The sequence below is a fragment of the Photobacterium sp. genome, from assembly GCF_033720175.1.
In the GTDB taxonomy this organism is placed as follows: Bacteria; Pseudomonadota; Gammaproteobacteria; order Enterobacterales; family Vibrionaceae; genus Photobacterium.
Genome location: NZ_JAWWDA010000022.1, coordinates 40,151 through 66,396, shown reverse-complemented (window position 1 = coordinate 66,396; position 26,246 = coordinate 40,151). Strand labels below are relative to the sequence as shown.

The following is a 26,246-nucleotide window of genomic DNA, read 5'->3' as shown; positions in this document are numbered from 1 at the left end:
TCCGTGCAATCGCTTCTGAAGGCTTCAAAACTCTTGCTGAAGGTCAAAAGGTTTCTTTTGACGTAGAACAAGGCCAGAAAGGTCCTCAAGCTGCAAACGTAGTTGCTCTATAATTTAGAGTCTATGTAATCAGTATAAAAAATGTCGGCGCTGCCGGCATTTTTTTTGCCTGTCATTTGTCACGATGATCAACAGTTCAACCCCGTGAGGGGTGTTATCGTTTTAACGTTAGCATACGATATATTAAACGCTTTAATGCTACTGATGATTTCAATTAATTTGAGCCATATCTTGCTCTCCAATACACTGTAATGAGTTACGAGAGATCAGGAACGAAATATGGCTGACCCGACAGACATTCTACTAACGATTACCGAGCTGAGCTCCGGGCTGGAAGCATCGGGTTGCCGGGTGTTGACCGGGGCTTTGCGAGCCGGTGAGCATCTTACGATATCGGGAAGATCGGGCTGTGGAAAGAGTAGTCTGTTGCTGGTCCTGGCCGGTTTGCGTCCACCGGCTCATGGTGGTTTTAGCTGGCAGGGGCGGGATGTTTCTGCTGATGATCTTGGCTGGTGGCGGCAGCAATTCTGCTATTTGCCACAAGAGCCTGTTATGGGGGCAGACACCATTGGTCAGGTTCTTCGATTACCGTGGATGCTGAAAGCGATGTCGGCGTCTCTGCATTCGACAACCATCCCGACACCTCCCTCTGAACCTGATGATATAGTATGCCGAGAAGCGCTGGATCGGGTCGGTCTGACGCAGTCACTGGAATACGCGGTTTCTCTGCTTTCTGGCGGTGAAAAACAACGGCTGGCGATAGCCCGGGCACTGTTGATGCGACGTCCGTTGTGGTTATTAGATGAACCGACCTCGGCACTGGATTCTATCAGTCGAGACAAGATCATGACGCTATTGGATACGGTCGCTCCGGCAAGGATATCGGTGTCTCATGATCCGATCTGGCTGGCTGCCAGCGACTATCACCATCGCATGGAGCAGATCAATGAATAATGTTCTTGAGATCAGCAGCCTGGCACTGGCAGGGTTTTATCTGCTATTACTTATTCCCCTGTTTCTTTTTCATCGCTGGCAACTGGGCTTAAGCCGAACGCTGATTGAAGCTGTGCTTCGTATGACTTTGCAGTTGGCGGTAGTGGGTATTTACCTGCAGACTCTGTTTGACTGGCAGCATCCTGGCTTGAATGTGTTATGGCTGGCTGTGATGGTTTTGATTGCCGGTTTCAGTATTTGCCGCAGGGCTGAGATGAATGTTCGCAAGGTGCTGCCTGCGGTGTTGTTGGGGCAGGTTGTAGCGCTTTTTGTTGTCTTGCCTGCAATGCTGGCTGGGGCAATTCAGGCAGAGCCTTGGTGGCAGGCGCAGTATATGATCCCGGTTGCGGGGATGTTGCTGGGTAACTGCCTGACGGCGAACGTACTGGCGCTTGAACGCTGGTATAGCAGCCTGCGTGAAAAACAGAATGAATATCAGTTTTATCTGGCGTTAGGCGCGCCCAATCCGGGTCAGTCTTTTATTAAAACGGCGGTGAAAGCGGCACTGGCCCCTCAGCTAGCGACAATGGCAACTTTGGGTATAGTCAGCTTGCCGGGTATGATGACAGGGCAGATCCTCGGTGGTACCGAGCCTATCCTGGCGGTGAAATACCAACTGGTGATCATGGTGGCCATTTTCATTGCGGGTATACTTTCTGTTATAACGTGTCTGGCGCTTGTCAGTCGCTTTGCGTTTAATCGCTATGGGCAGCTGACACTTTAAGCAGAATATATTACTGTTACCTGGCCAGATGACGGTTTTTAAATGTTCGTATATCAATATATTAAAGGGCGTTCAATACACAGCTCAATCATTGCGGTCCTAGGTTAGTCATTGAAACGTTGGTCTGTCTGGTGAGTGAGCTGCTGCAGGGGTTGCGAAATTTTCAGCTCAAATCTAGCTTGTTTTGACAGATTAGCCAATGACGGAGTCAGCATTAACAATTGCTGTTTAACCCGCTTACGTAATGTGTCGAATGATTCTGCCGCTACCACCCGTTTTCCATTTAGCATTACCGGTTGCAGTAATGGTTGCCCGTTTCCCGGGTTTTCTGTTTCCAGGCAGAGCTGATCGAAGGCCAGTTGTCCATCGTCTTTCACATGGCGATAAACCTGCTTGCAGCCCGGCCAGGTCGCTTTACCGTGGGAACGTTTACGACGCGCGATACCCGCGTATTCCTGTAGTTTATAAGCACAATTGAGAAAGGGAGCATCTTCCGAGGTCGTCAGGCTGGTGCCAATACCGTAACCATCAATAGGGGCTTGTTGTTGCCCTAAGTGTTCGAGCAAATATTCATCGACACTGCTACTGGCAAAGATACCAATTTCAGAATGACCGGAACGATTGAGAAGGTCCCTTACCATGACGGCTTCATGCCCCAGATCACCGCTATCGATCCGCACGGCCTTGACCGATTTACCTTCGGCTTTTAAATGCTCCGCCAATTTAATCACCCGCTCAGCACCTCGGTAGGTATCGTAGGTATCGATCAGCAAGACTAAGTTATCCGGCTGGCTTTTTGCAAAGTGACGGAATGCTGCCGTTTCCGAGCCGTGGGCCTGAATATAAGCATGTGCCATCGTGCCAAAAATCGGAATACCATATTGCTGACCAGCGAGAACATTCGACGTACCATCAAAGCCCGCAATATAGCTGGCACGGGATGCCTGCATACCTGCATCTGCTCCGTGGGCGCGACGCAGGCCAAAATCGACCAATAGCTTATCGGTTGCAGCAAGCCTACAGCGTGCGGCTTTGGTTGCGACCAGCATTGGTAATTGTAGTAAATTAATCAACCGCGTCTCGATCAATTGCGCCTCTGGCAGAGAGGCTGTTATGCGCACAACTGGCTCATTGGCAAAGAATATCGTCCCTTCCGGCATCGCATCGACTTGTCCGGAAAAGCGGAATTTTCTCAGGTAATCAATCAGATTACTGCGAAAAAATCCGCTGTTGGCCAGATACTCCAGTTCTTCATCGCCGAACCGGGCCTGTGCAAGAAAATCCAGTAACGGCTCCAACCCGGCAGCGATCATAAAGTTACGCCGTGATGGCAGTTTCCGCACAAAAAATTCGAAAACTGCCTCATCTTTCATATCATGATCAAGGTAGCTCTGCACCATAGTAAGCTGGTACAGGTCGGTTAGCTGCGGGCTCTCATAGCATGCCATTCTCTATTTCCTCCACCCGAATACCTGTCGCTCCGGCCTTTTTCATCCGGGCTATCGCATTATCACTATCTCCGGGGTTAAGGTTCACTGCCCGTATCGCATCTTCCAGCAGAACGACATCAAAGCCCTCCCTAATTCCGTCAAGTACAGTATTCAAAACACAATAATCGGTTGCCAATCCGCCAATAAATAGGCGATTACAACCTTTGTTACGGAGCTGCTTACTGAGATTTGTGCACGTAAAGCCCGAGTAGCTATTTAATGTTGGCGTGTCGTCTTTAGATATAATCTCTACATCTTCAGGTAGCCGGAGATCACTGGCAAACTCAGCCCCGTGAGTATGCTGCACACAATGAGGTGGCCAGATACCGCCACAATTTTTAAAGGAGCAGTGATTCAATGGATGCCAGTCACGGGTAGCAAAAATAGGTAATCGGCGCTGATGAAAGGCTTTGATATAGCAGTTAAGTGCAGGTATCACCTGATCTCCGTTTGTTACAGCCAGGCTTCCGCCAGGGAGGAAGTCATTTTGCACATCTACCAGAATCAACGCATCCTGGGCTGTCAGTTTAAGTGAATTGTGGCTATCCATGATGTTATTTCCACGTATTATTTTGAGCGTTACCTCAAGGTTAGCTCATTGTGAAGTCCCCACTTTATTAACTTGAACCTGATCTGTTTTAACTAAAAGATGGCCACGTGTTAATTCTGGGTTTTAACCTTTATCTAACGGAAATATGTAAAAATGTAACATAAGTCAAATTTTTTATAAGTACGGCAGGCTCCTTGCCAATAATTACATAATGAGTATATGCTTAATAATGATATGCTTGTTATTGCTTATGCTTAGGGAGGAAAGATGGCTGGTGTATTAGCGATGATATTGGCTGGTGGAGAGGGGGCTAGATTACGTCCTTTAACTGAGGGGCGCAGTAAACCTGCAGTCCCATTTGGTGGCAGCTACCGGCTTATCGATTTTGCATTAAATAACTTTGCTAATGCGGACTTTTTACAGATCTATGTGCTCACTCAATTTAAGTCACAGTCCCTCTATAAACACATGAAAAAGGGGTGGAGGTTGTCGGGTATTACAGATCGGTTTATTGACCCGATCCCGGCACAGATGCGTAGGAATAAGCGCTGGTACGCCGGAACTGCCGATGCGATTTATCAGAATATTGGTTTTATAGAAATTGCAGCCCCTGCTCAGGTCTGTGTTTTCGGCAGTGATCACATCTATAAAATGGATGTAAAACAGATGCTGGATTTTCATAAGGCCCGACAGGCTGAGTTAACCGTATGTGCAATCAAAATGCCTTTAAGTGAAGCGAGCTCATTTGGGGTGATCGAGATTGATAGTGAGGGACGGATGATCGGTTTTGAAGAAAAGCCGACTACCCCTAAACCTATACCCAACGATCCTGACCACGCGCTGGTTTCCATGGGAAACTATATTTTCGAAACGGAAACCTTGTTACATACCCTCGAAGAAGACGGTACCGATGAAAATTCAAGCCATGATTTCGGTAAAGATATTATTCCTAAGCTTTATCCGAAAGGCCGGGTCTTTGTGTATGATTTCAGCACCAATACCATTGAAGGCGAAGCTGGTCAGGGTTACTGGCGGGATGTCGGTACTATAGATGCGTACTGGCAGGCGCATATGGATTTGCTTTCTGAAACGCCGCCGTTTTCTTTGTATAACCGTAACTGGCCGCTGCATTCCTATTACCCGCCGCTGCCACCTGCGACCTTCCTTGATGGTGACTGCTGCAAAGTGAATGTTAATAACAGCTTAATTTCTAATGGTAGCTATATTCGGGGGGCGAAGGTCCACAATTCTGTACTCGGTTTCAGCTGTAATATCGGGCACTGCAGCACAGTCAGCGAATCAGTTATCCTTGGGGATGTGAAGATCGGTGAAAACTGTTCAATTCGTCGTGCTATCCTCGATAAGGAGGTTCACATTGCATCGGGTACCGTGATTGGCGAGAATCTTGAAGAAGACAGAAAGAAATATCATGTTTCAGATGACGGTATTGTCGTCATTCCGAAAGGTGCAAGAATAGGTTTCTAAGAAAGGTATCAGAAATAAAGCCGCTTAAGACTCTCACTTACATCAATACGTCGGCATTCTAGCCGACGTATTACATTTTTAGCCACGCCAGCGAGAGAGTCATTTTATCTCACTGTGTGTTTTACGATACCTAATCAGGGGTTATAGTGATATCAAGCAATATTAAATCTTGCCCATAACATCCTTACGAAGAGCCGTAATTTATCGGATGCTAATGTTGTTAATTCAACCGTGCAATGTAGATCTTCATCATCGCCAGCAATTAAAAGCCACTCCTCTTCTTTAATTGACAATAACCTATCACCTAATAAGGCAGCCAAAGACTTTGAAGATCGAGTCAAATGGACTATCGCTCCATATTGAACAAGATCGATACTTTGTAAATTACTCCAGCGGATATCTACCGGAAAATCATGGCTATTGAATAAACGTGTTAATCCTTCATGATCGACACCTTCTTCACTAATGACCAAGACACTATCTAAATGATCTTCTTTATAGTTTACACTTGGCATAACAATGATCTCCTAATAACCTTACTCGATTGAGCCATAGCTAGTTTAAGAAACTGCGGGTCATATGCTCAGATCACATAAAAATTGACACTTCACTTAGTAATAATTTTAGTTCAATTGAGCGATGTGAAAGCAGGGTGAGTTCGCGAAGATTATGTGACCAATTTAATCCTTTTTGCTCTGTATCCAGCATTTTTACTTTTAAAAAAAACAATATATTATCAATTTTGTGAGGGTTGCTGATTTATCCGCGTCGTTTTTTTGTTGGTACGGATGTACGTACAACGGACTTGCATCGCTCTGGCGAAATGTACCGGAATCATGGTTCACTTAATTATTTGACAGAGCGGGAGTTTTCTTGTTGAAGAGGCAGTCATTGATGGCACATATTAGATATTATTTTGTCCTTTTTTTATGGTCTGAGCCTTTACGCTCCAGGTATAGACATAGTGAACGCCGCTGACAACAGTCATCAAAATCACCAACCATAAACCGATCTGGAAACTGATCGCGGGAAACACCGGATACACCTGATGGGTTAACAGCATCAGGGAGAAAATAATCTGCACAGCCGTGCTGATTTTACCCCAGATACTCGGTACAACGTCATAACGTCCGAACTGCCAGTGATAGACGATCGCCCCTGTGATGATAATCACATCCCTCGTGACGATTATGGCTGCTACCCACCAGGGCAGTAATTCTACTAGGGCAAAAGCGACATACGTACTGATCAGCAACGTCTTATCGGAAAGCGGATCAACGATAGCCCCGTAACGACTCTCGGCATGCATCTTACGCGCAATCAGTCCGTCGACACCGTCACTGAGTCCGGCAATAAAGGCTATCCACAAGACCGCAGGGTAGTTTTCATTCAGGATCAGCAAACAGACAGGCACTGCCAAAATCAGGCGCAATGTCGTCAATATATTTGGGATCAGTTTGATTACACCACTAGTCATTAGACGTTAATCATCCGCAATTAAGCTGCATTCGTTGAGGTCTGTCTTATTCCAGTGTAAACCCGCATTAGGCTTTCGACGTTATTTTCTCACAAGAATGTTAACCAAATAATTAAGGATAATACCGCCAAGGCGGACAAAGAGTCCCGCTTCTGACTTGCCCATCAAACCGTGGCCAGTTTTACTTGACCATATACAGCTTATTTCATGAATCCGGGAGCAGCGCTGTTGGATTCGGTTTATTGGGTATAAACCTGGCTATAGACCCATGACAGCATAATTACAAGCTCTCAAACGGAAGCTAAATCACTAAAATATAGTCATTTAGTGACTAAACTAGAGTCATACATATAAGAGGGACATATATGCCAATTAAACCCCTGAGCAGTGACAAGTTGTATCGTGCGTCTGAATTGAATGATCTTAGTCCGGATGAGTGTAAATCGACTAAGCACCTGATTCCGTTGGATGAAATTGTGGGACAGGAGCGAGCTCAGCAAGCTGTTGAGTTTGCCATGTCTATTAAAGAGAAAGGCTATAACATTTATGCCATCGGTCGTAATGGTCTGGGTAAGCGTACAATGATGCTGCGTTACCTGCAACGCCATGAACTCAATGGCAATAGCCGTACGATCTATGATTGGTGTTATGTCGTTAACTTTGAGGAAACCCGCAGCCCGAAAGTGCTCAAGTTACCGGCAGGAACCGGTAACCAGTTTAAGAAAGACGTCGAAAAGCTGATGATGCGTCTGGTGAAGGCCTTGCCGCTGGCGTTTGACAACGAGATGTACTATTCCCGCTCGGAAACGTTGAAAAGCCAATTAGCGGAGAAGCAGGAGACCGCATTGGTTAACCTGACCAAGGAAGCGAAAGAGAAAAATATCAGTCTGGCGTTAACCACTCAGGGTGACTACCAGCTTGTCGCTTTAAATGGTGAAGAGCCACATACTGAAGAAACGTTTGATGCGCTGTCGGAAAAAGAGCAACGTGAGTTCGAAGCGATCATCGCAAAACTGGAGATAAAGCTGCGCGGTATAATACGTCAGCTGACTGAATGGGAAGAGGAGTTTTCTGATAAGCTCCAGAAGCTGAATGAAGAAGTGGCACTGGAAGTCTTGAGCCATTTCATTAAAACGCTGACAGAGCAGTATCGATCCCTGCCTGAGGTGAAAGCGCATTTATCGGCGATGAAGAAAGATATTTTGGAAAACCTCGATATTTTTCTGGAGGAAAGCGAAGAGCAGGTCGCACTGGCTTATGCGGCGCTTGATAAGAAGATGCCTCGCCGCTATCAGGTGAATGTGTTAGTGAGCCAGGATGAGCATAAGTTCCCGATAGTGGTGGAAGAGAGCCCGAACTACCATGCCATTTTTGGTTATGTTGAAAATGCGACCTACAAAGGCACGGTGTTCACGGACTTTTCATTAATCCGCCCAGGGAGTTTGCATCGTGCAAATGGCGGTGTACTGATGATGGATGCGGTGAAAGTACTGGAGCGGCCTTATGTTTGGGATGGTCTGAAGCGTGCGCTGCGTTTACGCAAATTGAACTTAAGTTCGCTGGAGCGGGAAGTTACCCTCTCTGGAACAATTTCATTAGATCCTGAGCCGATCCCATTGGATGCCAAAATTATCTTGTTTGGTGATTATCAGACTTATCAGCTACTCCAGCATTATGATCCTGAATTCAGTGAACTGTTCCGGGTGACCGCTGACTTCGAAGATGAAATGCCTCGTACCGATAAATCGGAAGAGCATTATGCACGATTCATCTCCAGTATTGTTCATGATAACAACATGCTGCATTGTGATCGCCGGGCAATCGCTCGGGTTATTGAATATAGTTCGCGCCAGGTTGAAGATCAGAACAAACTGTCACTGCACTCTGCAGACATTGCCAATTTACTGCGCGAGACAAATTACTGCGCCCGCTCGATGAATGCCACGGTGATCCGCAGTAGCCATGTCGAGCAGGCATTAATGAACCAGGAAAAGCGTGTCAGCCGATTAAAAGATCAGGTAATGCAAAGTTTTATGAACGGTACGACCTTGATCGATACCCAAGGTGATGCCGTCGGTCAGATCAATGCATTATCGGTGATTGCAACCTCAGACTATCAATTTGGCGCACCGAATCGCATTACTGCCACTACGGCGTTTGGTGAAGGTGATGTGTTTGATATTGAGAGAAAAGTAAAGCTTGGTGGCAGTATCCACTCGAAAGGAGTCATGATCTTATCGGCCTATCTAGCATCGATTTTTGGTAAAACCGCCAAAATACCATTGTCCACGCACCTTACATTCGAACAATCGTACGGTGGCGTTGATGGTGACAGTGCATCAATGGCGGAATTATGCGCCATTGTTTCGGCATTTTCTCAGCAACCGTTACGTCAGGATATTGCCATAACGGGCTCGATGAATCAGTTCGGCGATGCCCAGCCTATTGGTGGGGTAAACGAGAAAATAGAGGGGTTCTTCGATGTTTGTACGATTAAAGGACGCCAGTCAACGCAAGGGGTGATTATTCCTGAGTCGAACGTTCACAATCTGATGTTGCGAAAAGATGTGATTGAAGCCGTTGAGAAAGGTGAATTTCATATCTGGGCAATCGGTCATGTGACGGAAGCGATTGAGATCCTTACCTCAAAATCGGCAGGCACGTGGAATGAAGAAGGCGGCTATGCCAGCGGTTCTATCTATGGCATCGCCCAGGCAAAATTGAATGCCTTAAGAAAATAACGCGATAGCGTGGTTGAGGCTGCCTAGCCGGCAGCCTTTTTTACAGTGTAAATTCTATATACCGTTTGGCATTTATTATATAAATTCACAATATTAATGAGCAGTTTCTAGTGATAGGTATTTATGACCAACGGTTATGAATGTCTTGATTATGCTATGACGTCGGCCCCTGCAAAGCAGGGACGGAGTAAAGGAGTATTACTTAGTCAGGTATTAACGGGCATCAGCTGGTAGAAGGAAGAGACCGGTCGGGTTAATCGTCAGGTAGGCATGGTCTGACAGACCGGCATCAAACTGCGAAGAGTTCAGTTGCAACAATAATTCCTGATCATGCCACATTACTGCCACTTCATACATTGAGCCCATATACACGACATTGTTGACGATACACTGCTGACAAGGCTCGCCCTCGTGTGCCAGTAAAATAGCTTCCGGACGCACACCGATCTGATAATCGCCCGTGGGGTTTCCACGGATCACTTCCGGATCCGCCGCAATACGATAGCCATTAATATTCAGCTGCTCACCGTCAAAACTGCCTGAGAAGATATTGGCATCCCCCATGAAGTTTGCCATGAACATCGATGCTGGCGACTGGTAGAGATCGCCCGGTGAGCCTTGCTGCATGATCTCGCCATCATTCATTACAATAACGGTATCAGAGACCGCAAACGCTTCGGTCTGATCATGGGTAACGTATAGTGACGTGATATTAAAACGTTGCTGCAATTCACGAATGGTTTCACGCATACTGCGGCGTAAGTTGGCATCAAGGTTACTCAGCGGTTCATCAAACAGCAGTACTTTAGGTTTAAGCACCAGTGCTCGCGCCAATGCCACGCGCTGCTGCTGTCCACCAGAAATCTGGTCAACAAAGCGATCGCCCATCCCTTCCATGTCAACTAGTTTTAATGCGTCGTCGACCCGCTGTTTAATTTCAGCAGCAGATAATTTCAGCATTTTCAGGCCATAGCCCACATTCTCATGCAGCGACAGGTGGGGGAATAGTGCATAAGATTGGAATACCATACAAATATCACGCTGTTGTATCGAGGTATTGGTAACATCTTCATCGTCAATGAAAATTTGACCGCTGGTGGGCTTTTCCAGCCCTGCCACTAAACGTAGTACTGTGGTTTTACCACAGCCGGATGGCCCTAGCAGGGTTACTAAGCTGCCTTTTTTGATCTCCAGATCAAGGTTGCCAATAACCGTATTGTCACCAAAGCGCTTGCAGACATTTTTCAGAACTACAAAGTTGTCGTTTGCCATAAGAATTATCTCCAATCGTTAGTCTTGGTTGTTGGCTCGTGAACGGGATACGCGGGCTTCGCCCACGAGGGAGTCAAAGATCAAAATAATGGCCAGCATGACAAAGATCAGTACGGAACCATAGGCGATAGCAATACCGTATTCCCCATCTTCAACACGGTTTAAGATGTACGATGTTGCTACTCGGGTTTCAGGCGTAACCAGAAATATGATTGCACTTACCGTGGTCATTGCGCGGACAAAACTGTAGATCAGCGTTGACAGTATTGCCGGGCGTAGCAATGGGATCAGAATATGAGTAATGGTTTTAAAGGAGTTGGCACGTAAGCTCAACGAGGCTTCATCAAGCGACTTATCTAGCTGGCCTAACCCCGCGACACCGGCACGAATACCTACAGGCACGTTACGCATTACCATCGAAATAACGACGATAGCGGCCGTACCTGTGAGGTAAACCGGCGCATCGTTGAACGCAAGAATGTAAGACACACCGGCAACGGTTCCCGGTACGGCAAAACACAGCATAGTGGCAAACTCGATCACTTTCTTGCCATGGAATTGCTGCCTGACAACGATATAGGCAATCAATAAGCCGAAGAGCGCAGTAAGAGGAGCTGCGATACCTGCATAGGTCATGGTGGTCAGCAGTGACGGCCATGCGCCTTCACTCATACCCATACCGAATAGGTTGATATAGTTATTCAGCGTCAGGCTGTAATCTACCCCCCAGTTTACGGTAAAGCTACCGAAGACGATGCTCCCGTAAAGCAAGATGTTGAATGCCATCCATAAATACAACACTCCCGAGACACCATGCTTGAGTGATGGCGGCAATGGCTGTACATCACCCCGGTATGATTTACCTGAAATCGTGACGTAAGAACGCTTACCAATCCAGACATACTGGATGACGAAAATAGCCAGTGAGAACAATAGCAGCACCGCACCTAAAGTACTTGCTGAAGCATAATCGAGTTGCGCGCCGGCGATGTAGAAATAGATTTGGGTTGCCAGTACGTCAAAGCTGCCACCGAGAACCAGCGGGTTACTGAAATCAGCAAGTGACTGAACAAAGATGATCAGAAAAGAGTTTGCCAGTGCGGGTTTAAGCAGTGGCATCACAATCTTAAAGAAGGTCTGGTAGCGGTTAGCGCGTAAGGTATATGATGCTTCTTCCAGTGACGGATGCAGTGATTTCATTGCACCATCAAGGATCATAAAAGACATTGGCGAGAATGCCAGCACCTGTGCCATCCAGATCCCGGTAAAACCGTATAACCAGTTGGTTTGCTGTAAACCAAACCAGTCAACCATCAGCTCAGTAATATAACCTGAGCGGCCGAGCATTAAGGTGACCCCCAAACCGACTACAAATGGTGGTGTAACGATAGGGAGAATGGAGAAAATTCGGGCAAGGAACGCAGAACGTTTAGCAATTCTGGTGGTGTAAATTGCGAAGACCAAACCAAAGAAAGTCGCAGTAATCCCCACGGATGTACCCAGTGTGATGGAGTTGAGGATGATCTGAACGATCTGAGATCGCGTCAGAATATCGACAAACTGCCACATTACAAAATCACCCATATCATCCTGGAACATCGGAACAAAAATGGCGATGCTCGGATAAATAATGAAGATAGCGATCAGTGAGACAATACTGACCAGCGCGCCAATAACAAAGACGTCGCCACCTAAGTATTCAAGGCGAGCCAGTGCCAGGGTCATCACACAGCAGAGGGCGATGAACAAGATAATGCTGGCGTAGCCTAAGCCTTGCTCGGTATACCAAGATGAGAGCAAGGTAAACAACATGCAAAAACTGGCGTAAATAATATCAAAGTGATGGCGTTGCTTGGCGTATTTGTCTTGTGCCTGAAAAGGCCTGATTAATAATACCAGAGGCATGGCAAACCATAGCCACGAAATGTTCATGCCACTCCAGCCCATCGCGTCTTTAAATTCTTGAGACGTCGACTCGAAAACACCGTAATCGAGGGAGAAAGAGGGCAATAACACAAAGGCTCCGATCAGCGCGATAATCCAGTAAAAAATAGGATCTCGTTGCGCTGAACTTTGGAGCTGTCTTGAGGTTGATTCAGCTGCTAAGTCATTCATGGTTAATTACCAAAATCGAGTTATTTAATTGATGTTTCACTAATTTCAGGGTGTAAGCTGCCCCAAGAAAGTTCTTGTTCTATTTAGTGTTACTAGTGTTGGAAATATTGAGCAGCGCCAGGCACTGCTCAATGATTACAAAGGTATTATTCGCCCATCTTAACCACGTTGACCCACTTGTTGATCAGACGCTTACGCTCGTCAGATGAACCATAGGTTTCCATGTCGTAATTGATCAGGGAAAGCTTGGTTGGATCGAGTGCGTTAGGAGATTGCTCGGCCAGAGTATTGGTTAAGATTTGGAAAGACTTACCTTCTTGCCATGCTAATTGCTGGCCTTCTTTCGACAGTACCCAGTCAACAAACAGCTTGGCGTTGTCTATATTGCGCGCGCCTTTAATTATGCTGACACCGCCAATTTCGTAGCCCGTTCCTTCACAAGGTGAGATTAGCTCCAGTGGTGCACCTTTTGATTGTTCCAAAGAATAATCGTGTAAGAAGCCGATACCGATAGCTATTTCGCCACGGGCAGAGTTACGGGAAGGGGTTACACCAGATTTGGTGTATTGCGAGATATTTTTATCGAGCTCTTTGAAGTAATTAAATGCCTTATCTTCATCCCAAAGCTGGATGAAAGTAGCAAGTGCGGTATAAGCTGTACCGGAGCTTTGTGGATCGGCGATTTGAATTTCTTCTTTGTATTCGGGCTTGGTTAAATCACTCCAGCAGCGTGGAATTTCTAAGCCTTTCTCTTCTAAGCGCTGTGTATTGACCCCAAAGCCTAAAATTCCCATATAGACCGCAGAAGAGTAGTTGCCTTTGCGCTTGGCTGGATCTTTGAAGTTTTCCATGATGTTTTCAAGCTGAGGTGATTGATATGCCTGCAGCAAATCCATTTCCCCCGCCTGCGATTGGGGATCCAATGTACCGCCATACCAGACATCGGCACGAGGATTTTTCTTTTCAGCTTCAATTTTCGCAAATGTACTCCCCGAACCGTTGCGAACAAATGAGGTTTTTACATCATATTTTTCAGAAAAGGCTTTGGTTTCAGCTTCACACATGGCGTTAGTTGCACTGCAATAAACAACCAGACGGCCTTCTGCCATTACTTGTGGAGCAGCAAATGTCGATCCGAGTATACAGGCAGCTAACAGGCTGCGTTGAGTTCTAGCTTTCATCATTATTTCCTCTGCTTTTTATTATGAACTCAATGCCGAGATCGGTGGTAGGTGACATTGAGCTATTACCGCAACCCTGCGGTAAATCGAGTTATATTCATTCGGTGCCAGCTACTTATATGCGACAGACACAGAGCGCTGTTGTGCTTTAACAAAAGGCAAGATCAGCAGGCCAATCGAGGCCGCGGCGAAGGTAATAACGCAGAAGAAGCCTTCCCAGCTGAATTGTTCGATAACCAGTGACATCGGGTAACTCGCCAGTGCTGCACCCAAATAGCCAAACAGACCGACAAATCCGGTGGCGGTCCCGGCGACATCTTTATGCGAGCATTCGGCTGCAGCCATACCAATCATCATCTGTGGCCCGAACACAAAGAAACCGATAGAGAAAAAACAGCTTGATAGCACCGCAATATTATCCAGCGGGGTGAGCCATAACGCTGCGACGGAAATAAAGATACCCAGTGCAAAAATCAGGTTCATCGGGGCACGGTTACCGTGAAAAAAGCGGTCGGAGCCCCAGCCGCCAAATAACGACCCGAGAAAACCACCCACTTCAAACATCGACACCGCGGCATTGGCTGAGAACAGGCTAAAGCCATGGCGTTCGGTTAAATAAAGGTTGCCCCAGTCGTTAATGGCAATTCGCACCACATATACCAACAAATACGAACTGCAAAGCAGCCAGATGTATTTATTGCCGATGACATACGTTTTTAATATTTGGCGGAACGATAGCCCATATCCTTCCTGTTCCTGCATCAGCTCTAGTTGATCGTTACGCCATTGTCCGACCGTCGGTAATCCCATGGTGGAAGGTTTGTCTCGCATCCGAAAGCACAAGATCAAACCGACGAAAATGCCAACGGTACCGGGGATAATAAAGCCGTATCGCCAGCCCCATGTAATGGTGGCAAAACCGATGATCAGCGGAACTAAAGCGCCACCTAAGTTGTGGCAGGTATTCCAAATTGACCACCAGAATCCACGTTCAGAACGGGAATACCATGTGGTGAGCAACTTTGCACAGGGTGGCCAGCCCCAACCCTGAAAAAAAGCATTCAATGTCCACAATATGGCGAACATTGTGAGCGATGAGCTTAAGCCAAAAGCAATGTTGATGATCCCTGTGGTTATCAAGCCTAATCCCATAAAGTAACTCGGGTTGGATTGGTCGCTGACCATGCCAGAGACAAACTTGGATATGCCATAGGTGATATAGAACAGGGTGCCGAGAAACCCGATGTCTGAATGCTCTAAGCCAAGATCGGCCAACATAGCTGGCATGGCAAAGTTAAGACTTTTACGGGTGAAATAAAAAACGCCATAGCCGATATACATCGAAAACATCAAATGCAGTCGCCAGTGTTTATACGTGGCATCTATCTGCTGTTGATCGGTAATCGCTTTTACAGGTTGTTCTGATACTAGAAAACCCATCATTCGGCGCAGTCTCCCTGTTGCACTATACCCAAGTGACCTCACTCTGAATCCTGCATCTTGAGGTCACTTGGGTATAAATACTACGGTAAGAATTGGCAGAAAGAATGAGACAGGTTTTTAAATGACTAAGAAGAATTCCTAGTTTGGCTAACTGGGGTTTATTTTTGTGGGCAAGGTAACAATAATCCGCGTGCCTTTGTTTGAATTGAGTTCGCTTCCAGCCCGGATATGGGCGTTGTCATTGCTTTCTATTGAAAGGTGACCACCCAGCGCACTGACACGTTCTTCAATGCCTTTCAAGCCTTGCCCTTTGGTGCGCCAATTTTCAGGCAAGCCGCAACCATTGTCACGCAATTCAAGGCTGAAGCTTGTACCGGGCATCAGACTTAGCTGCACTTCAGTTGCCTGTGAGTGTTTAGTGGCATTGTTCAGTAGCTCTTGCACTATGCGATATAGGGTGACGGCGGTGATGTCATCGAGTTTATCGGCGGCAATTCCGATATTGATCTTAAAATCGATCTGACGCTCTGCAAACTTCATTTCATGTGCAAGCTGCCGTAGCGCATTTTCTAACCCCAGCTCATCGAGAATATGTGGTCGTAATTGGGTTAATAGCTGTTTGGTTGCGCTGTGTATTCGCATTGATAACGTATTGATGGCATCGGCAATAGTTTTGGTATTTTCTTCCTGGGTGGTGCGATCGGCCAGCATGGCCTGGATCTGAATCGCGGTAATATTCTGGCCAATTTCATCGTGTAATTCACGAGCGACAGATTTACGAATATTTTCTTCAACCTGAACCAGCTGCCGAGCGAGATCCTGTTTGTTAGTGAGCTCAGCGGCGAGATCCTGATTCGCTTGCTGTAATTTCTGTGCCAGCAAATACTGACGGCTGATCGCGATCCCCAGCCCTAGCCCGACCAGTGCTTGCGTGGTCATGAATATTTGTAGTTCTTGGTCGGTAGCAAACGATCCCGAGATCTGACGGGCGGTGGTCAGCAAAATACTGTTCATTACGGTGGCTAATACGCCCCCTTGCCAGCCATATTTATAGGCCATGAAAATGTTCGGTAGCAGTATGATCAACAAACCTAAAGGTTCCATTTGATCAAGCAACGTCAGCTCGGCAACCAGTCCGACCGTGAAAAAAGTGATGGCCCACAGTAATGCCGAAGGACGAAGCGTGACTTCCTGGTGTATCAATGCCGGGCTTAGCGGCACCCAGACTTTATGGTGGAGGTAGTCGTAAAGCAGATACAAGAAGGGCGTCAGCAATACTCCGCCAGTAATCGCGGCAATAGCACTGGAAAATGCGTAGTTAAGAGGGAGATCCAGCGGCTTGATCAACAGTAATATCATGCCTCCCAGCAGGATCCCATGTACCAATACCAATGACACCAGCGCCAGTAATTTTTGCCAATAGGTTTTCAGCTGTTGCCAGATATCCGCAAAGGGAATGGCGAGCAGATAGCTTAGAAAAGGGCACAATAAAAGCAAGATGTCTTGTTGTTGATCCCCTATCAGGTAGATCAGCCAACCCGAGATGATCAATTCACTGATGACAAACAATTTCCAGTAACGGCGTGCTGTCAGTACTAATACCGCGAGCTTAAGTCCGGTCGGCAGAAATAACCCGGCTAGCAATAAGTCGGGCGACAGGTAGCTGCTGATGCTCCACAGGCAGAACCAGCTGATGCTGTAGATGACAAAACTAAAGGCATACGAGAAATAGCTGCCGGCAAAAGGGTTGGCTTTATCCATTAGTAATGGATGCTCTTTTCACCAGCCTGATGGAAGCGGTATTCATGATTCTGCCAGTAACTTATGTTGAATGGCGAAGCGGATCAGATCGACGTTATTGGATAGTTCCAGCTTACTGAGAATATTGGCGCGATGAACATGAATGGTTTTATGACTAATGGAAAGCTCGACACCGACTTCTTTGACATCTTTACCCTGAATTAAGTAGTTGAAGACCTCTTGTTCCCGTTTGGTGAGTGCATTGAGGGCTTGCGGTTGGCTAGGGGCATTACTGAGGTTAAACAAGGCATCGGCACAGAGATAACGATCGCCTCGGGCGACGGTGCGAATAGCGGTCACCAGCTCGCCGGGGCCACATCGCTTTGACAGGTAACCACATGCTCCGGCTTCGATGGCTTTACTGACAAAAGAGGCCGAATCGTAAATACTCAGGATAATGGCGCGAAAGGCCGGTTTTGATTTGCGGAGTTTTTCTAATAATACCAGACCGCTTTCATCAGGCATGGAGATATCAATGACGGCAACATCAACGTCTGATGCTGACAGTGCGGCAAACGCCTCGCTGGCACAACCGAACTCCCCTCTGACTTCAATGTCATGCTCTACATTGAGTAACTGAGCAAAACCTGAACGTACCATGATGTGGTCGTCGACTAAGGCTACTGAAATCATTTTCACATCCTATGCTGTTATATCCGCATCGTCGCAAAACTGGCTGCAGCATTCAATTTACTGATGACATGATGTGATGACAATCGCGAAATCAATTCAATAACCTAAAGAAAAGCCGCGCTGTAAAGCGCGGCTTTTTTCGGTCTATTGTATAAAGCTCCGCGAGAAGATTTTAATCTTCGCTGGTTGAGCCAATTTGGTGGATAGACAAATCAGCCCCGTTATATTCTTCTTCGGCAGTTAATCGCAGGCCGACGGTTTTCTTAATCACGCCATAGACAATGAAGGCGCCAACCAACGCAACGATGATACCAGCGATGGTTCCGACTACCTGACTGGCTAGACTCACACCGCCTAATCCGCCAAAAGCTGAACTACCAAAAATACCGGCTGCAATTCCGCCCCAGGCACCGCAGACACCGTGCAGTGGCCAGACTCCGAGTACGTCGTCGAGATGTAATTTGTTTTGAATATAAGTAAAGAGCCAGACAAATAGCGCACCTGCAATGGCACCGGTGATAAGTGCTCCAATTGGGTGCATCAAGTCGGAACCCGCACAGACCGCAACCAGGCCAGCCAAAGGGCCGTTGTGAATGAAGCCGGGGTCGTTTTTACCGACAAACAGTGACGCGACAATACCGCCGACCATCGCCATCAAGGTGTTAACCGCCACAAGACCGCTGATCCCATCCATTGTTTGCGCTGACATAACGTTGAAGCCAAACCAGCCGATGGTCAGGATCCATGCACCCAGTGCCAGAAACGGAATATTAGACGGGGCAAAAGCAATCAGACGGCCGTCGCGATAGCGGCCATTCCGTAAGCCCAGCATGATCACGGCAACCAGTGCTATCCAGCCACCTACGGCGTGGACAACAACTGAGCCCGCGAAGTCATGGAACGGAGCGCCGAAAGTGGCGGTTAACCAATCTTGAAAGCCGTGGTTGTTATTCCATATCACGCCTTCAAAGAAAGGATAGACAAGGCCAACGATAAAGAAAGAGGCAATCAGCATCGGGTAGAAGCGGGCACGTTCGGCAACGCCACCCGATATGATTGCCGGAATGGCTGCGGCGAAGGTCATTAAAAAGAAAAATTTAACCAGTTCATAGCCATTGTTGGCACTTAGCTGCTCGGCACTGGCGAAAAAGGTGGTGTCATAGGCGACCCAGTAACCAAAGAAAAAGTAGGCAATGGCCGAAAATCCAAAATCAGCAATGATCTTAACCAGCGCATTGACCTGGTTTTTTTGCCGGACGGTACCGAGCTCAAGAAAGGCAAAACCGGCATGCATCGCCAGTACCATAATGGCACCCAAGAGAATAAAAAGGGTGTTTGAACTCTGAATTAATGTTTCTACTGCACTGTTAATGTTTTCCACAAACGTCTCCACATCCTTGGGGGTATATACCTATTACGCTAAATTATTCGTCATTTTAACTTGGCATTATTCCTGTTGAGCAACATTAAGCAGTTTTTATGCCATTGTGAACCAATATTGGGTGCGGGTATGGTGCAAATTGATTTTTTAGCATTTAAATCATTGTTTTATAATGATTTGCAGTATTACATATTGCACGTTTTTCGTGCGGTAGAAGATGGCGTTTCTGTTAAATCGTTATGGGTCAGAAAGCATTGATAAATTTTGGTGCAATATATTATTAGGTTGCACCGATTTAGTGCTTAATTGTTAGAGGAAGATTACCCTTCAATATAAAAACAATGTTGAAAAAAGTATTTACAGGACGGCGGATAGGGTTTACTGTCCATACGTCTGCAACTCAGACCTGATTATGTGATTTTGTAAGAACCCTTCGCACGTCCTGCTTCTCGCCAAAGCCAGCTGTAAAGAAGAACCCAAAAAATCATGGAAGAGATTTCTGTTCATTGCTGTCGTTACAAAAGAAAAACGATATTAAGCAGTGACGAGCTATTGAGTTAAGGTGATCACTCATAGTTGTGAAGAGATAAAGGTCAATGAGCTAAAAAGATACTTGCCACAAAAAAGTGACATTCACTGTTGTGGCCGGAAATAACTATTTACTCAATTTGATAGCCGCAAACCTACCGCACTCGATGCATGGTTTGGGTATAAGGAATAACAATGACTTCAGAAACCGGTATCATCCGCAGTTTTAACCCTAAAGAAAAAAAAGGGTTGATTACCAGCGATTTAGGTGGTGACATTTGCTTTGATATATCCAGTATTAGCAGCAATAACCAGCCAGTATCAGGCAGCCTTGTTGAATTCATCATGGATGACTCATCAAACAAGCTACAAGCGGTTGAAGTTCGCTTTATCTAACATAGATGTTTAGAAATAGCGGCGTAAATATAGAATGAAACGCACCACGTTTATTTTCTTTCAGCCGCTATCAAAAAGCTAAATAACGATTAACCGTTATTTAGCTTAAAGTCATTAAAAGGCTGCCGGAGCAAAACCTGTCACTTTCTTAATACCCATTTGACGACCAAGTGCTGTCATCGGGTGTACAACAACCAATCCTTTAACTGATTTTTTCAATTTACCCATATCAGCCTGCTCAGCTTTAGTCAGCTCACGCTTAAAGGGCAGTGATTTTAGATCAGCACCTTGGTCGTTTATCTGACGAGTTTGCTGACTTTTCATACTTGCGATCAGCTTAGTCGTTTTTGCTATCTCCAGCTTAGCTTGTCCCGCGATAGCCTTATCACCACGCTCTTCCGCACCTGCCAGTTTACGACGGAACTTATCTAATTTGTTGTTTAGCTGCTGAAGTTCTTGCTTTAAATTCATGTTGTTACCTTAAAATACACGCACACAACACCAAGCGATTCCGACATCATCTGTCGGCGTACTGTGTTGACCTTGTCGTTATTATAACAGAAAGTCTATCGCTCTCGTTACTGCAACATGATGTCATCTGGGAGTATTTAGACTTTTATCAGACATCTATATTCATTTAAATCAGAGGCAACATACTTTTTGTCACCATTATCTTCATCGTTTAACTAATCTGGAGTTGTTTACTCGTGAGGTTTTTCTAACAGAATGGTTAATTTTCAAGTGAGTTATCCGTTTAGATTGAACCTCGAACAACCTCTCCTTAATCGTATCATTCTTCGCTATGTTAATTGCTTTAGTTACAAGATCTTGGCTTGATGTTTTTTTTGGTTATTGTCAATTATTCAGCGGGTGCTTTTTCCACTTAGCTACCCGCAGGAAAAAATGCTCAAAGATCACCGCTTTTAATAAATGTTTTATGATTTTGTTAATAATCTCTGCACTGTTATAAGCAAAATAAGAGCAACCTAATTGGTTCACCTGTTGCCTGCTGGATAATCTATTTCCGTGATATAACGTGCAGTTTTATGTTTTAATTTGTTTTTATTATGGTATTTGTGATCTGGTTATCCAGTGTTAACTTTTTGGTTGATCTCTGTCGCTACTTTAACGCCAGGTGGTTAACCAATATTGCTGTGTCATATATAGTCCCTGCGTAAAATAACTAAGACTTACACGGAGGTTACATATGAAAAATACGATGAAGAGAGTATTCACTTTTACCCCTGTCGCTTTAGCCGTCTTTTTAGCCGGTTGTAATGACGACACAACAACAGAGGTTATCGCTCCTGAGTATCCGCAGGCACAGCTTAGCGCGCGCGCAGTAAATCTTATTAACTCTAGCGGATACCAATTTAAAGATCTCAACAAAAACGACAAATTGGATGTTTACGAGGATTGGCGTAAGCCCGTTGACGAGCGTATCGACGATCTGGTTTCCCAAATGACCCTAGAAGAAAAAGTCGGTATGATGCTTATCGATACCATGAATTCTGCGGCCTATGGCAGGGTGACCAGCAGTCACGTTGATTATATCGAGAAGCAGATGATGAACCGCTTTATCTTCCGCAACCCGATCCTGACTAAAAATGAGCTGGATGCGATGGATCCGGCTCTGCGTGATCCGGCGTCTGCCTCTGTCGGTGGTCGCGCCAGTGCCCCCATCTCTCCTTATGAAGCCGCCCAGTATATGAATATGGTGCAGGAGTTGAGCGAGGCCACTCGTTTGGGGATACCGGCGCTGTTCAAATCCAACGCCCGTAACCATAACGACCCTAATGCCAAACCTGGGATCAACGTTTCTGCCGGCGCATTCTCCGAGTGGCCGAAAGAGGCCGGTCTGGCATCTGCCTCTCTCGGCGAAGGTAATATGGAGCTGATCGGTGAGTTTGCCGATATCATGAATGCGGAGTGGAAAGCGATCGGCCTACGTGGCATGTACGGTTATATGGCGGACCTCTCGACTGAGCCGCGCTGGTACCGAGTTCATGAAACGTTTACCGAAGACTCAGCTCTGGCCGCTGATATTATGACCAGCCTTGTGACTCACCTGCAGGGTAAGAAAGTCGACTCCAACAGCATTGTGCTGACCATGAAGCACTTCCCCGGTGGCGGCCCGCAGTTCCTGGGTTTGGATCCGCACTATCTTGCCGGTCAGCACCAGAGCTATCCGACTGGGAATTTCGACTATCATGTTAAGCCCTTTAAAGCGGCCATCGACGCTGGGGTAGCGGCGCTTATGCCTTACTACGGGGTTGTCGGTGGCGGTGAGTGGAAGTTGGCTGATCTGGGACAAGGCGAGACCGTGGCGTCAGACGGAACCAATTTGTATGTAGGTACTGATAAGAATAGTGGAATCGATCTGTCGCTTGTCGATGTGACGTCTGAACGCGTTCAAAATACAGCACGTGTGCCGTATAACAAATACAGCACCACTGTCGGCACACCGGCAGGTAACGTTGGAGTCGCCTTCTCCAAAGGGATCTTGGATGATCTGTTGCGCGATGAGCTTGGCTTTACTGGTGTGATCAATTCTGACACCGGCATTATCAACGAGCCGAATGTGGGATTGCCTGATACCCAGACTATCCAGAATAACCGCGCCTGGGGTCTGCAAGACAAGACTAAAGACGAGCTGTTCCAGACCGCTATCAATGCCGGTACCGATGTCTTCTCCGGTTTCCACAAGAATGCTGATATCCTCAACGTGGTCAAGCAAGGCCTGGTCTCCGAGGACCGTATCGACGAATCAGTTAAGCGCCTGCTGAAAGTACAGTTCGAGCTGGGACTGTTTGAAAATCCATATGTGGATCCGGTGCGTGCAGAATATATTGTGGGCAACGAAAAGTTCCAGGATAAAGCCCGCGAGGCACAGCGCAAGTCTGTTGTACTGCTTGATAATAAGGATTCCTTGCTACCTCTGCCTGCTGGCGACGCCGCCGCGAGTAAGAAGCTCTATACACTAGGTGTGAATGAAGGTGTAGCCGAGCAATATGGCTACCAGACTGTAACCACAGGCGATGCTTCAGATCTTGATGCCCGTCCGAGTGCGGCTAATCACGACTATGCGCTGATCCGTGTTCGCGTGACTAACAAAGATACCGGCTTGTTGGTTTTCGGTGGTGCCGATTTCAAAGAAGTGGATGTGCTCGACTTCACCAGTATGGCGGCATCGAATACCTGGGAGATCAGCCCATCTCTGGCAGATATCCAAGCGGTGATGAGCGAAGTCGGTGCCGAGAATACTGTTCTCTCCGTCTACTTCCGCCAGCCGTTTGTTATGGATGGAGTCAGCGGACTGAAAGATGCCGGCGCTATTTTGGCTACCTTCGGTTCTAAGGATAATGCACTGATGGATGTTGTAACTGGTAAATTCAACCCGTCTGGTAAACTGCCATTTGCACTTGCTAATAGTGCCCAAGCAATTATTGACCAAGCGTCTGATGCTCCGGGTTATGCAGCGGCAGATACCCTGTATCCATTCGGTCACGGCCTGAGCTACTCCGAGTAACTATCGCCTTACACTGGAAGAGAATCGTGAATACCAGCGGCGCCAGAAATGGCGCCGTATTTTTATTAGGCAGAGTTTGTATCATCATAGCTGTTAAATAAGAGTTATTCCTCTGTCAGTTATCTATAGTGAAAATATTTTTTGAACTAGATCGACTTTTCAATTGTTTTTTTGGTCAACCAATTTGGTGTGTAGCTATAATACATCCAATGTTTTCAAACTGTACTAATCAAAAAAGTGGTTAGTATTACCATAGCTTAGCTATTGCTTTTAAATGTTAATATATTAGGAGTCAACTTGTTTTCAGGAAACCTGAACCAATTATCATTAATTTCAAGCTTGTCACCTAAGTTAATAGAAATTATTTCCCGTGTGAAAAATAGACTGGAAAGTAACGTTCATAACGGTACTTATCCTTTAGATGGGAATAACGTATTTTTTTTTGTCGTCAATGACAGAACAGAACACTTAGAAAAAAGACGGTCGGAAATACATCAACAATATATTGATGTACAAATCGTTCTTGAAGGTGAAGAAATGTTCGGTTATAGCCTCCATCCTTTTAATGAAATTGAAGATGATCTTTTGACAGAAAAAGATGTGGCGTTTAGTGAGGCCGTTGTCGATGAAAAATATATCACATTAACTAAAAATGACTTTGTGATTTTCTATCCCGGCCAACCACATCGACCATTGATTGCAGTGAAACAACCTGGACCAGTTAGAAAAGCGGTAATAAAAATAGATAAGTCACTAATTAACTAGGTAATAATATGAACCAAGAAATTTCTATTCTAAGCTGGAATGACAAGAATATTCCTCATAAATTATGGACAGAGAAACACGGCTCAGGTACACGCATTTTTATGAAAGTGATTAAAGATGTTGAACCGGAAATGTTAACACTTGAATTACCGTTCAAGCAGCACATTGTGAATGAGAGCTGGTCTGGTCAAGCAATGGCCGTGAGCAATGCTTTTGATGATGGTCAGTTATTTGCTCAAACAAGGGTACTGTTCAATCTGAATGAGGGGTGTGTAATATGGGCTGTAACTCATATTAAAATGCCTGATGGTAATAAAATGTCAGCGGATAAATTAACTTATGTTCCTGGAATGAAAGCATACAAAAATAAGTTGATAGCTAAATGATATTATAAATTAGGCTTTATATGAATGTTTGATTTATGATGACTATGCTAATTTAGAGTTCATGTTTAATTATTATCATGAACTCTTTTTTCTTTTGTTTGAATTTTTGGCTAATCATTTTGTGTTACCGCTAGATTACGCCTAAGTAACTTACTAATGGTAATAATATTGACTACGATAAACGTGGCCTCCATCAAGCTACCGCCGATAGAGCCGAGCAATAGGTTGTTAGTCAACCAACAAAGTGAATTAAACAAAATGAGTAAGCGCATATGGACGCCCTGAGCCTTAAATAAACCCCATGTGGCGACTGAAGCACCAACGAGTGTTAGCAGTTCATAATTGTGCTGGAGGTTAGAGACTCCCATTATCCACAACAAAGCAATAAACCCCCACATGACTTTGCTAGAATCAGTCCGGGTTGACACATAGCTTCTTACGGCACTTATTGCGCAACCAAAGGCTGCGGTCATCGCACCCATAAAGATAAAATGGATGCAAATAATGACCTGAAAAAAGGTTAAGTGAAGGCGGAATTTATTTCCATCCTGATGAAAGAATGCGGTGACACCAACAAAATAAGCAACTAAGCCTATACTTTGTGCAAGGTTGAGTTCGGGCATTTCAGGCATTGTTTATTACCTGATGCAGAAGGTATTGGAGACAGGTTTCAGGGCTTGTTAATATTGATGCAGAGGAAGGTTGGCAATAAGCTACAGCGGGTGTCATGGACGCCTGAGCAAGCATAATCACATCATATTTTGCTTCGATCGTACTAATATAGCGAGCAATGGTACGCGCATAGTTTTCGTAGTCTTCGGCAAAATAAAAAGCCCAGGCATCAGGGACGAGAGCTGAGTCGATGTGTGTCGAATGTGATCCTCTGACTTGCTCTAATAAATTCAGAGAGGGATCCAGCGTGCTGGCCACTGCTGCCAGTACTAATACGCGCTGATATTGGACTGTGGCTTCAGCCATCGGACGGTCAACACGCAATATACGGCAGCCATTTATCTGCGTTTCTTCTGCCATTGCGCCAATGGTAGAGCAGGTGCATACAATAACATCAACGCCTTGTTTCGCGATTGTTTCAATCGATCTAATGACATTGTTGCGAAGTTCCGGAGTAATACCCGTGGTCATCGCCTCTTTTAACAATTCTTCATGTAGATGATGGTTTACTTCTACGGTAAAGCTTCTATCCGTATTAGATAAATACTGGTTTATATAAGGTTTAAAAAGATTGATATTTGACGATAGAGTATGAAGAAAAGCAATTTTCATTTATTGCCCTTGC

At 45.7% G+C, this 26,246-nt stretch carries 23 protein-coding genes; 9 read left to right on the top strand and 14 right to left on the bottom strand.

All coding sequences use genetic code 11. The annotated features are described in order from the left end of the window. The 3 genes from R3289_RS19040 to R3289_RS19030 form a co-directional block, all read left to right on the top strand. Nucleotides 1-113, top strand: a 113-nt coding sequence (locus R3289_RS19040; protein ID WP_318927437.1) for a cold-shock protein, incomplete at its 5' end; no start/stop codon positions are given. A 226-nt stretch (nucleotides 114-339) separates the two neighbouring features. Next, nucleotides 340-1,014: an ATP-binding cassette domain-containing protein gene (locus R3289_RS19035; RefSeq protein ID WP_318927433.1), complete on the top strand. Its 675-nt coding sequence runs from the start codon at nucleotides 340-342 to the stop codon at nucleotides 1,012-1,014. Beyond that, nucleotides 1,007-1,777 carry an ABC transporter permease gene (locus R3289_RS19030; RefSeq protein WP_318927432.1) on the top strand — a complete coding sequence of 257 codons (771 nt, stop codon included), beginning with the start codon at nucleotides 1,007-1,009 and terminating at the stop codon, nucleotides 1,775-1,777. The genes R3289_RS19035 and R3289_RS19030 overlap by 8 nt, the downstream gene beginning before the upstream one ends. A 104-nt stretch (nucleotides 1,778-1,881) precedes the next feature. On the opposite strand, the gene R3289_RS19025 is transcribed toward R3289_RS19030, so the two are convergent. Then, entirely contained in the window at nucleotides 1,882-3,225 is a 1,344-nt protein-coding gene (locus tag R3289_RS19025; RefSeq protein WP_318927431.1) for a nicotinate phosphoribosyltransferase, read from the bottom strand. Then, the gene (locus R3289_RS19020; RefSeq protein WP_318927430.1) at nucleotides 3,212-3,817 is read right to left on the bottom strand and encodes a nicotinamidase; all 606 of its coding nucleotides are present in this window, start codon (nucleotides 3,815-3,817) and stop codon (nucleotides 3,212-3,214) included. Before R3289_RS19020 ends, R3289_RS19025 begins: the two co-directional genes overlap by 14 nt. Nucleotides 3,818-4,084: 267 nt before the next feature. Here R3289_RS19020 and glgC point away from each other — a divergent pair, with 267 nt between their 5' ends. Then, nucleotides 4,085-5,302, top strand: coding sequence for a glucose-1-phosphate adenylyltransferase (gene glgC, locus R3289_RS19015; protein WP_318927429.1), 1,218 nt, complete (start codon nucleotides 4,085-4,087; stop codon nucleotides 5,300-5,302). Nucleotides 5,303-5,454: 152 nt separating this feature from the next. Here the strand turns inward: glgC and R3289_RS19010 are convergent, their stop codons facing one another. After that, nucleotides 5,455-5,817 carry a hypothetical protein gene (locus tag R3289_RS19010; protein WP_318927428.1) on the bottom strand — a complete coding sequence of 121 codons (363 nt, stop codon included), beginning with the start codon at nucleotides 5,815-5,817 and terminating at the stop codon, nucleotides 5,455-5,457. A 389-nt stretch (nucleotides 5,818-6,206) separates the two neighbouring features. Further along, a complete protein-coding gene (locus R3289_RS19005) occupies nucleotides 6,207-6,779 on the bottom strand; it encodes a CDP-alcohol phosphatidyltransferase family protein (protein ID WP_318927427.1) in 573 nt (190 codons plus the stop codon). Nucleotides 6,780-7,144: 365 nt separating this feature from the next. Here R3289_RS19005 and R3289_RS19000 point away from each other — a divergent pair, with 365 nt between their 5' ends. Next, a complete protein-coding gene (locus R3289_RS19000) occupies nucleotides 7,145-9,520 on the top strand; it encodes an ATP-binding protein (protein ID WP_318927426.1) in 2,376 nt (791 codons plus the stop codon). 213 nt (nucleotides 9,521-9,733) lie between these two features. Here the strand turns inward: R3289_RS19000 and fbpC are convergent, their stop codons facing one another. The 7 genes from fbpC to R3289_RS18965 all read right to left on the bottom strand — a co-directional run bounded on the left by fbpC (nucleotide 9,734) and on the right by R3289_RS18965 (nucleotide 19,345). Continuing rightward, nucleotides 9,734-10,792 carry a ferric ABC transporter ATP-binding protein gene (gene fbpC, locus R3289_RS18995; protein ID WP_318927425.1) on the bottom strand — a complete coding sequence of 353 codons (1,059 nt, stop codon included), beginning with the start codon at nucleotides 10,790-10,792 and terminating at the stop codon, nucleotides 9,734-9,736. Between the two features lie 18 nt (nucleotides 10,793-10,810). After that, complete coding sequence (locus tag R3289_RS18990; protein ID WP_318927424.1) at nucleotides 10,811-12,907, bottom strand: iron ABC transporter permease; 2,097 nt, start codon at nucleotides 12,905-12,907, stop codon at nucleotides 10,811-10,813. Between the two features lie 146 nt (nucleotides 12,908-13,053). Beyond that, a complete protein-coding gene (locus R3289_RS18985) occupies nucleotides 13,054-14,088 on the bottom strand; it encodes an ABC transporter substrate-binding protein (protein ID WP_318927423.1) in 1,035 nt (344 codons plus the stop codon). Between the two features lie 111 nt (nucleotides 14,089-14,199). Beyond that, nucleotides 14,200-15,531 (bottom strand): MFS transporter, encoded by a 1,332-nt coding sequence (locus R3289_RS18980; protein ID WP_318927422.1) that lies wholly within the window; start codon nucleotides 15,529-15,531, stop codon nucleotides 14,200-14,202. Between the two features lie 147 nt (nucleotides 15,532-15,678). Then, entirely contained in the window at nucleotides 15,679-17,292 is a 1,614-nt protein-coding gene (locus R3289_RS18975; RefSeq protein ID WP_318927421.1) for an MASE1 domain-containing protein, read from the bottom strand. Between the two features lie 42 nt (nucleotides 17,293-17,334). Beyond that, a complete protein-coding gene (locus R3289_RS18970; protein WP_318927418.1) occupies nucleotides 17,335-17,964 on the bottom strand; it encodes a response regulator in 630 nt (209 codons plus the stop codon). 172 nt (nucleotides 17,965-18,136) lie between these two features. Then, nucleotides 18,137-19,345 carry an ammonium transporter gene (locus R3289_RS18965; protein ID WP_318927417.1) on the bottom strand — a complete coding sequence of 403 codons (1,209 nt, stop codon included), beginning with the start codon at nucleotides 19,343-19,345 and terminating at the stop codon, nucleotides 18,137-18,139. A 723-nt stretch (nucleotides 19,346-20,068) separates the two neighbouring features. Between R3289_RS18965 and R3289_RS18960 the strand changes: the two genes are divergently transcribed. Beyond that, complete coding sequence (locus R3289_RS18960) at nucleotides 20,069-20,269, top strand: cold-shock protein (protein ID WP_318927416.1); 201 nt, start codon at nucleotides 20,069-20,071, stop codon at nucleotides 20,267-20,269. 114 nt (nucleotides 20,270-20,383) lie between these two features. Here R3289_RS18960 and R3289_RS18955 read toward each other — a convergent pair whose 3' ends face one another. Further along, on the bottom strand, nucleotides 20,384-20,740 hold the full coding sequence (locus R3289_RS18955) for a YibL family ribosome-associated protein (protein WP_318927415.1): 357 nt from the start codon (nucleotides 20,738-20,740) through the stop codon (nucleotides 20,384-20,386). A 736-nt stretch (nucleotides 20,741-21,476) separates the two neighbouring features. Between R3289_RS18955 and R3289_RS18950 the strand changes: the two genes are divergently transcribed. The 3 genes from R3289_RS18950 (at nucleotide 21,477) to R3289_RS18940 (ending at nucleotide 24,949) form a co-directional block, all read left to right on the top strand. Then, nucleotides 21,477-23,798: a glycoside hydrolase family 3 protein gene (locus R3289_RS18950; protein WP_413466724.1), complete on the top strand. Its 2,322-nt coding sequence runs from the start codon at nucleotides 21,477-21,479 to the stop codon at nucleotides 23,796-23,798. A gap of 297 nt (nucleotides 23,799-24,095) precedes the next feature. Next, entirely contained in the window at nucleotides 24,096-24,563 is a 468-nt protein-coding gene (locus R3289_RS18945; RefSeq protein ID WP_318927414.1) for a YhcH/YjgK/YiaL family protein, read from the top strand. Nucleotides 24,564-24,571: 8 nt separating this feature from the next. Further along, entirely contained in the window at nucleotides 24,572-24,949 is a 378-nt protein-coding gene (locus R3289_RS18940; RefSeq protein WP_318927413.1) for a hypothetical protein, read from the top strand. Nucleotides 24,950-25,059: 110 nt separating this feature from the next. Here R3289_RS18940 and R3289_RS18935 read toward each other — a convergent pair whose 3' ends face one another. Together R3289_RS18935 and R3289_RS18930 are read right to left on the bottom strand one after the other, a co-directional pair. Next, entirely contained in the window at nucleotides 25,060-25,572 is a 513-nt protein-coding gene (locus tag R3289_RS18935; RefSeq protein WP_318927434.1) for a YgjV family protein, read from the bottom strand. 1 nt (nucleotide 25,573) lies between these two features. Further along, on the bottom strand, nucleotides 25,574-26,233 hold the full coding sequence (locus R3289_RS18930) for a hypothetical protein (RefSeq protein ID WP_318927411.1): 660 nt from the start codon (nucleotides 26,231-26,233) through the stop codon (nucleotides 25,574-25,576). Nucleotides 26,234-26,246: the final 13 nt, after the last annotated feature.

What these genes read in the sequence shown, in the direction of transcription:
- R3289_RS19035 (WP_318927433.1), top strand. Translation starts at nt 340, where the DNA reads ATGGCTGACCCGACAGACATTCTACTAACGATTACCGAGCTGAGCTCC.
- R3289_RS19030 (WP_318927432.1), top strand. Translation starts at nt 1,007, where the DNA reads ATGAATAATGTTCTTGAGATCAGCAGCCTGGCACTGGCAGGGTTTTAT.
- R3289_RS19025 (WP_318927431.1), bottom strand. Translation starts at nt 3,225, where the DNA reads ATGGCATGCTATGAGAGCCCGCAGCTAACCGACCTGTACCAGCTTACT.
- R3289_RS19020 (WP_318927430.1), bottom strand. Translation starts at nt 3,817, where the DNA reads ATGGATAGCCACAATTCACTTAAACTGACAGCCCAGGATGCGTTGATT.
- glgC (WP_318927429.1), top strand. Translation starts at nt 4,085, where the DNA reads ATGGCTGGTGTATTAGCGATGATATTGGCTGGTGGAGAGGGGGCTAGA.
- R3289_RS19010 (WP_318927428.1), bottom strand. Translation starts at nt 5,817, where the DNA reads ATGCCAAGTGTAAACTATAAAGAAGATCATTTAGATAGTGTCTTGGTC.
- R3289_RS19005 (WP_318927427.1), bottom strand. Translation starts at nt 6,779, where the DNA reads ATGACTAGTGGTGTAATCAAACTGATCCCAAATATATTGACGACATTG.
- R3289_RS19000 (WP_318927426.1), top strand. Translation starts at nt 7,145, where the DNA reads ATGCCAATTAAACCCCTGAGCAGTGACAAGTTGTATCGTGCGTCTGAA.
- fbpC (WP_318927425.1), bottom strand. Translation starts at nt 10,792, where the DNA reads ATGGCAAACGACAACTTTGTAGTTCTGAAAAATGTCTGCAAGCGCTTT.
- R3289_RS18990 (WP_318927424.1), bottom strand. Translation starts at nt 12,907, where the DNA reads ATGAATGACTTAGCAGCTGAATCAACCTCAAGACAGCTCCAAAGTTCA.
- R3289_RS18985 (WP_318927423.1), bottom strand. Translation starts at nt 14,088, where the DNA reads ATGAAAGCTAGAACTCAACGCAGCCTGTTAGCTGCCTGTATACTCGGA.
- R3289_RS18980 (WP_318927422.1), bottom strand. Translation starts at nt 15,531, where the DNA reads ATGATGGGTTTTCTAGTATCAGAACAACCTGTAAAAGCGATTACCGAT.
- R3289_RS18975 (WP_318927421.1), bottom strand. Translation starts at nt 17,292, where the DNA reads ATGGATAAAGCCAACCCTTTTGCCGGCAGCTATTTCTCGTATGCCTTT.
- R3289_RS18970 (WP_318927418.1), bottom strand. Translation starts at nt 17,964, where the DNA reads ATGATTTCAGTAGCCTTAGTCGACGACCACATCATGGTACGTTCAGGT.
- R3289_RS18960 (WP_318927416.1), top strand. Translation starts at nt 20,069, where the DNA reads ATGACTTCAGAAACCGGTATCATCCGCAGTTTTAACCCTAAAGAAAAA.
- R3289_RS18955 (WP_318927415.1), bottom strand. Translation starts at nt 20,740, where the DNA reads ATGAATTTAAAGCAAGAACTTCAGCAGCTAAACAACAAATTAGATAAG.
- R3289_RS18950 (WP_413466724.1), top strand. Translation starts at nt 21,477, where the DNA reads ATGAAAAATACGATGAAGAGAGTATTCACTTTTACCCCTGTCGCTTTA.
- R3289_RS18940 (WP_318927413.1), top strand. Translation starts at nt 24,572, where the DNA reads ATGAACCAAGAAATTTCTATTCTAAGCTGGAATGACAAGAATATTCCT.
- R3289_RS18935 (WP_318927434.1), bottom strand. Translation starts at nt 25,572, where the DNA reads ATGCCCGAACTCAACCTTGCACAAAGTATAGGCTTAGTTGCTTATTTT.
- R3289_RS18930 (WP_318927411.1), bottom strand. Translation starts at nt 26,233, where the DNA reads ATGAAAATTGCTTTTCTTCATACTCTATCGTCAAATATCAATCTTTTT.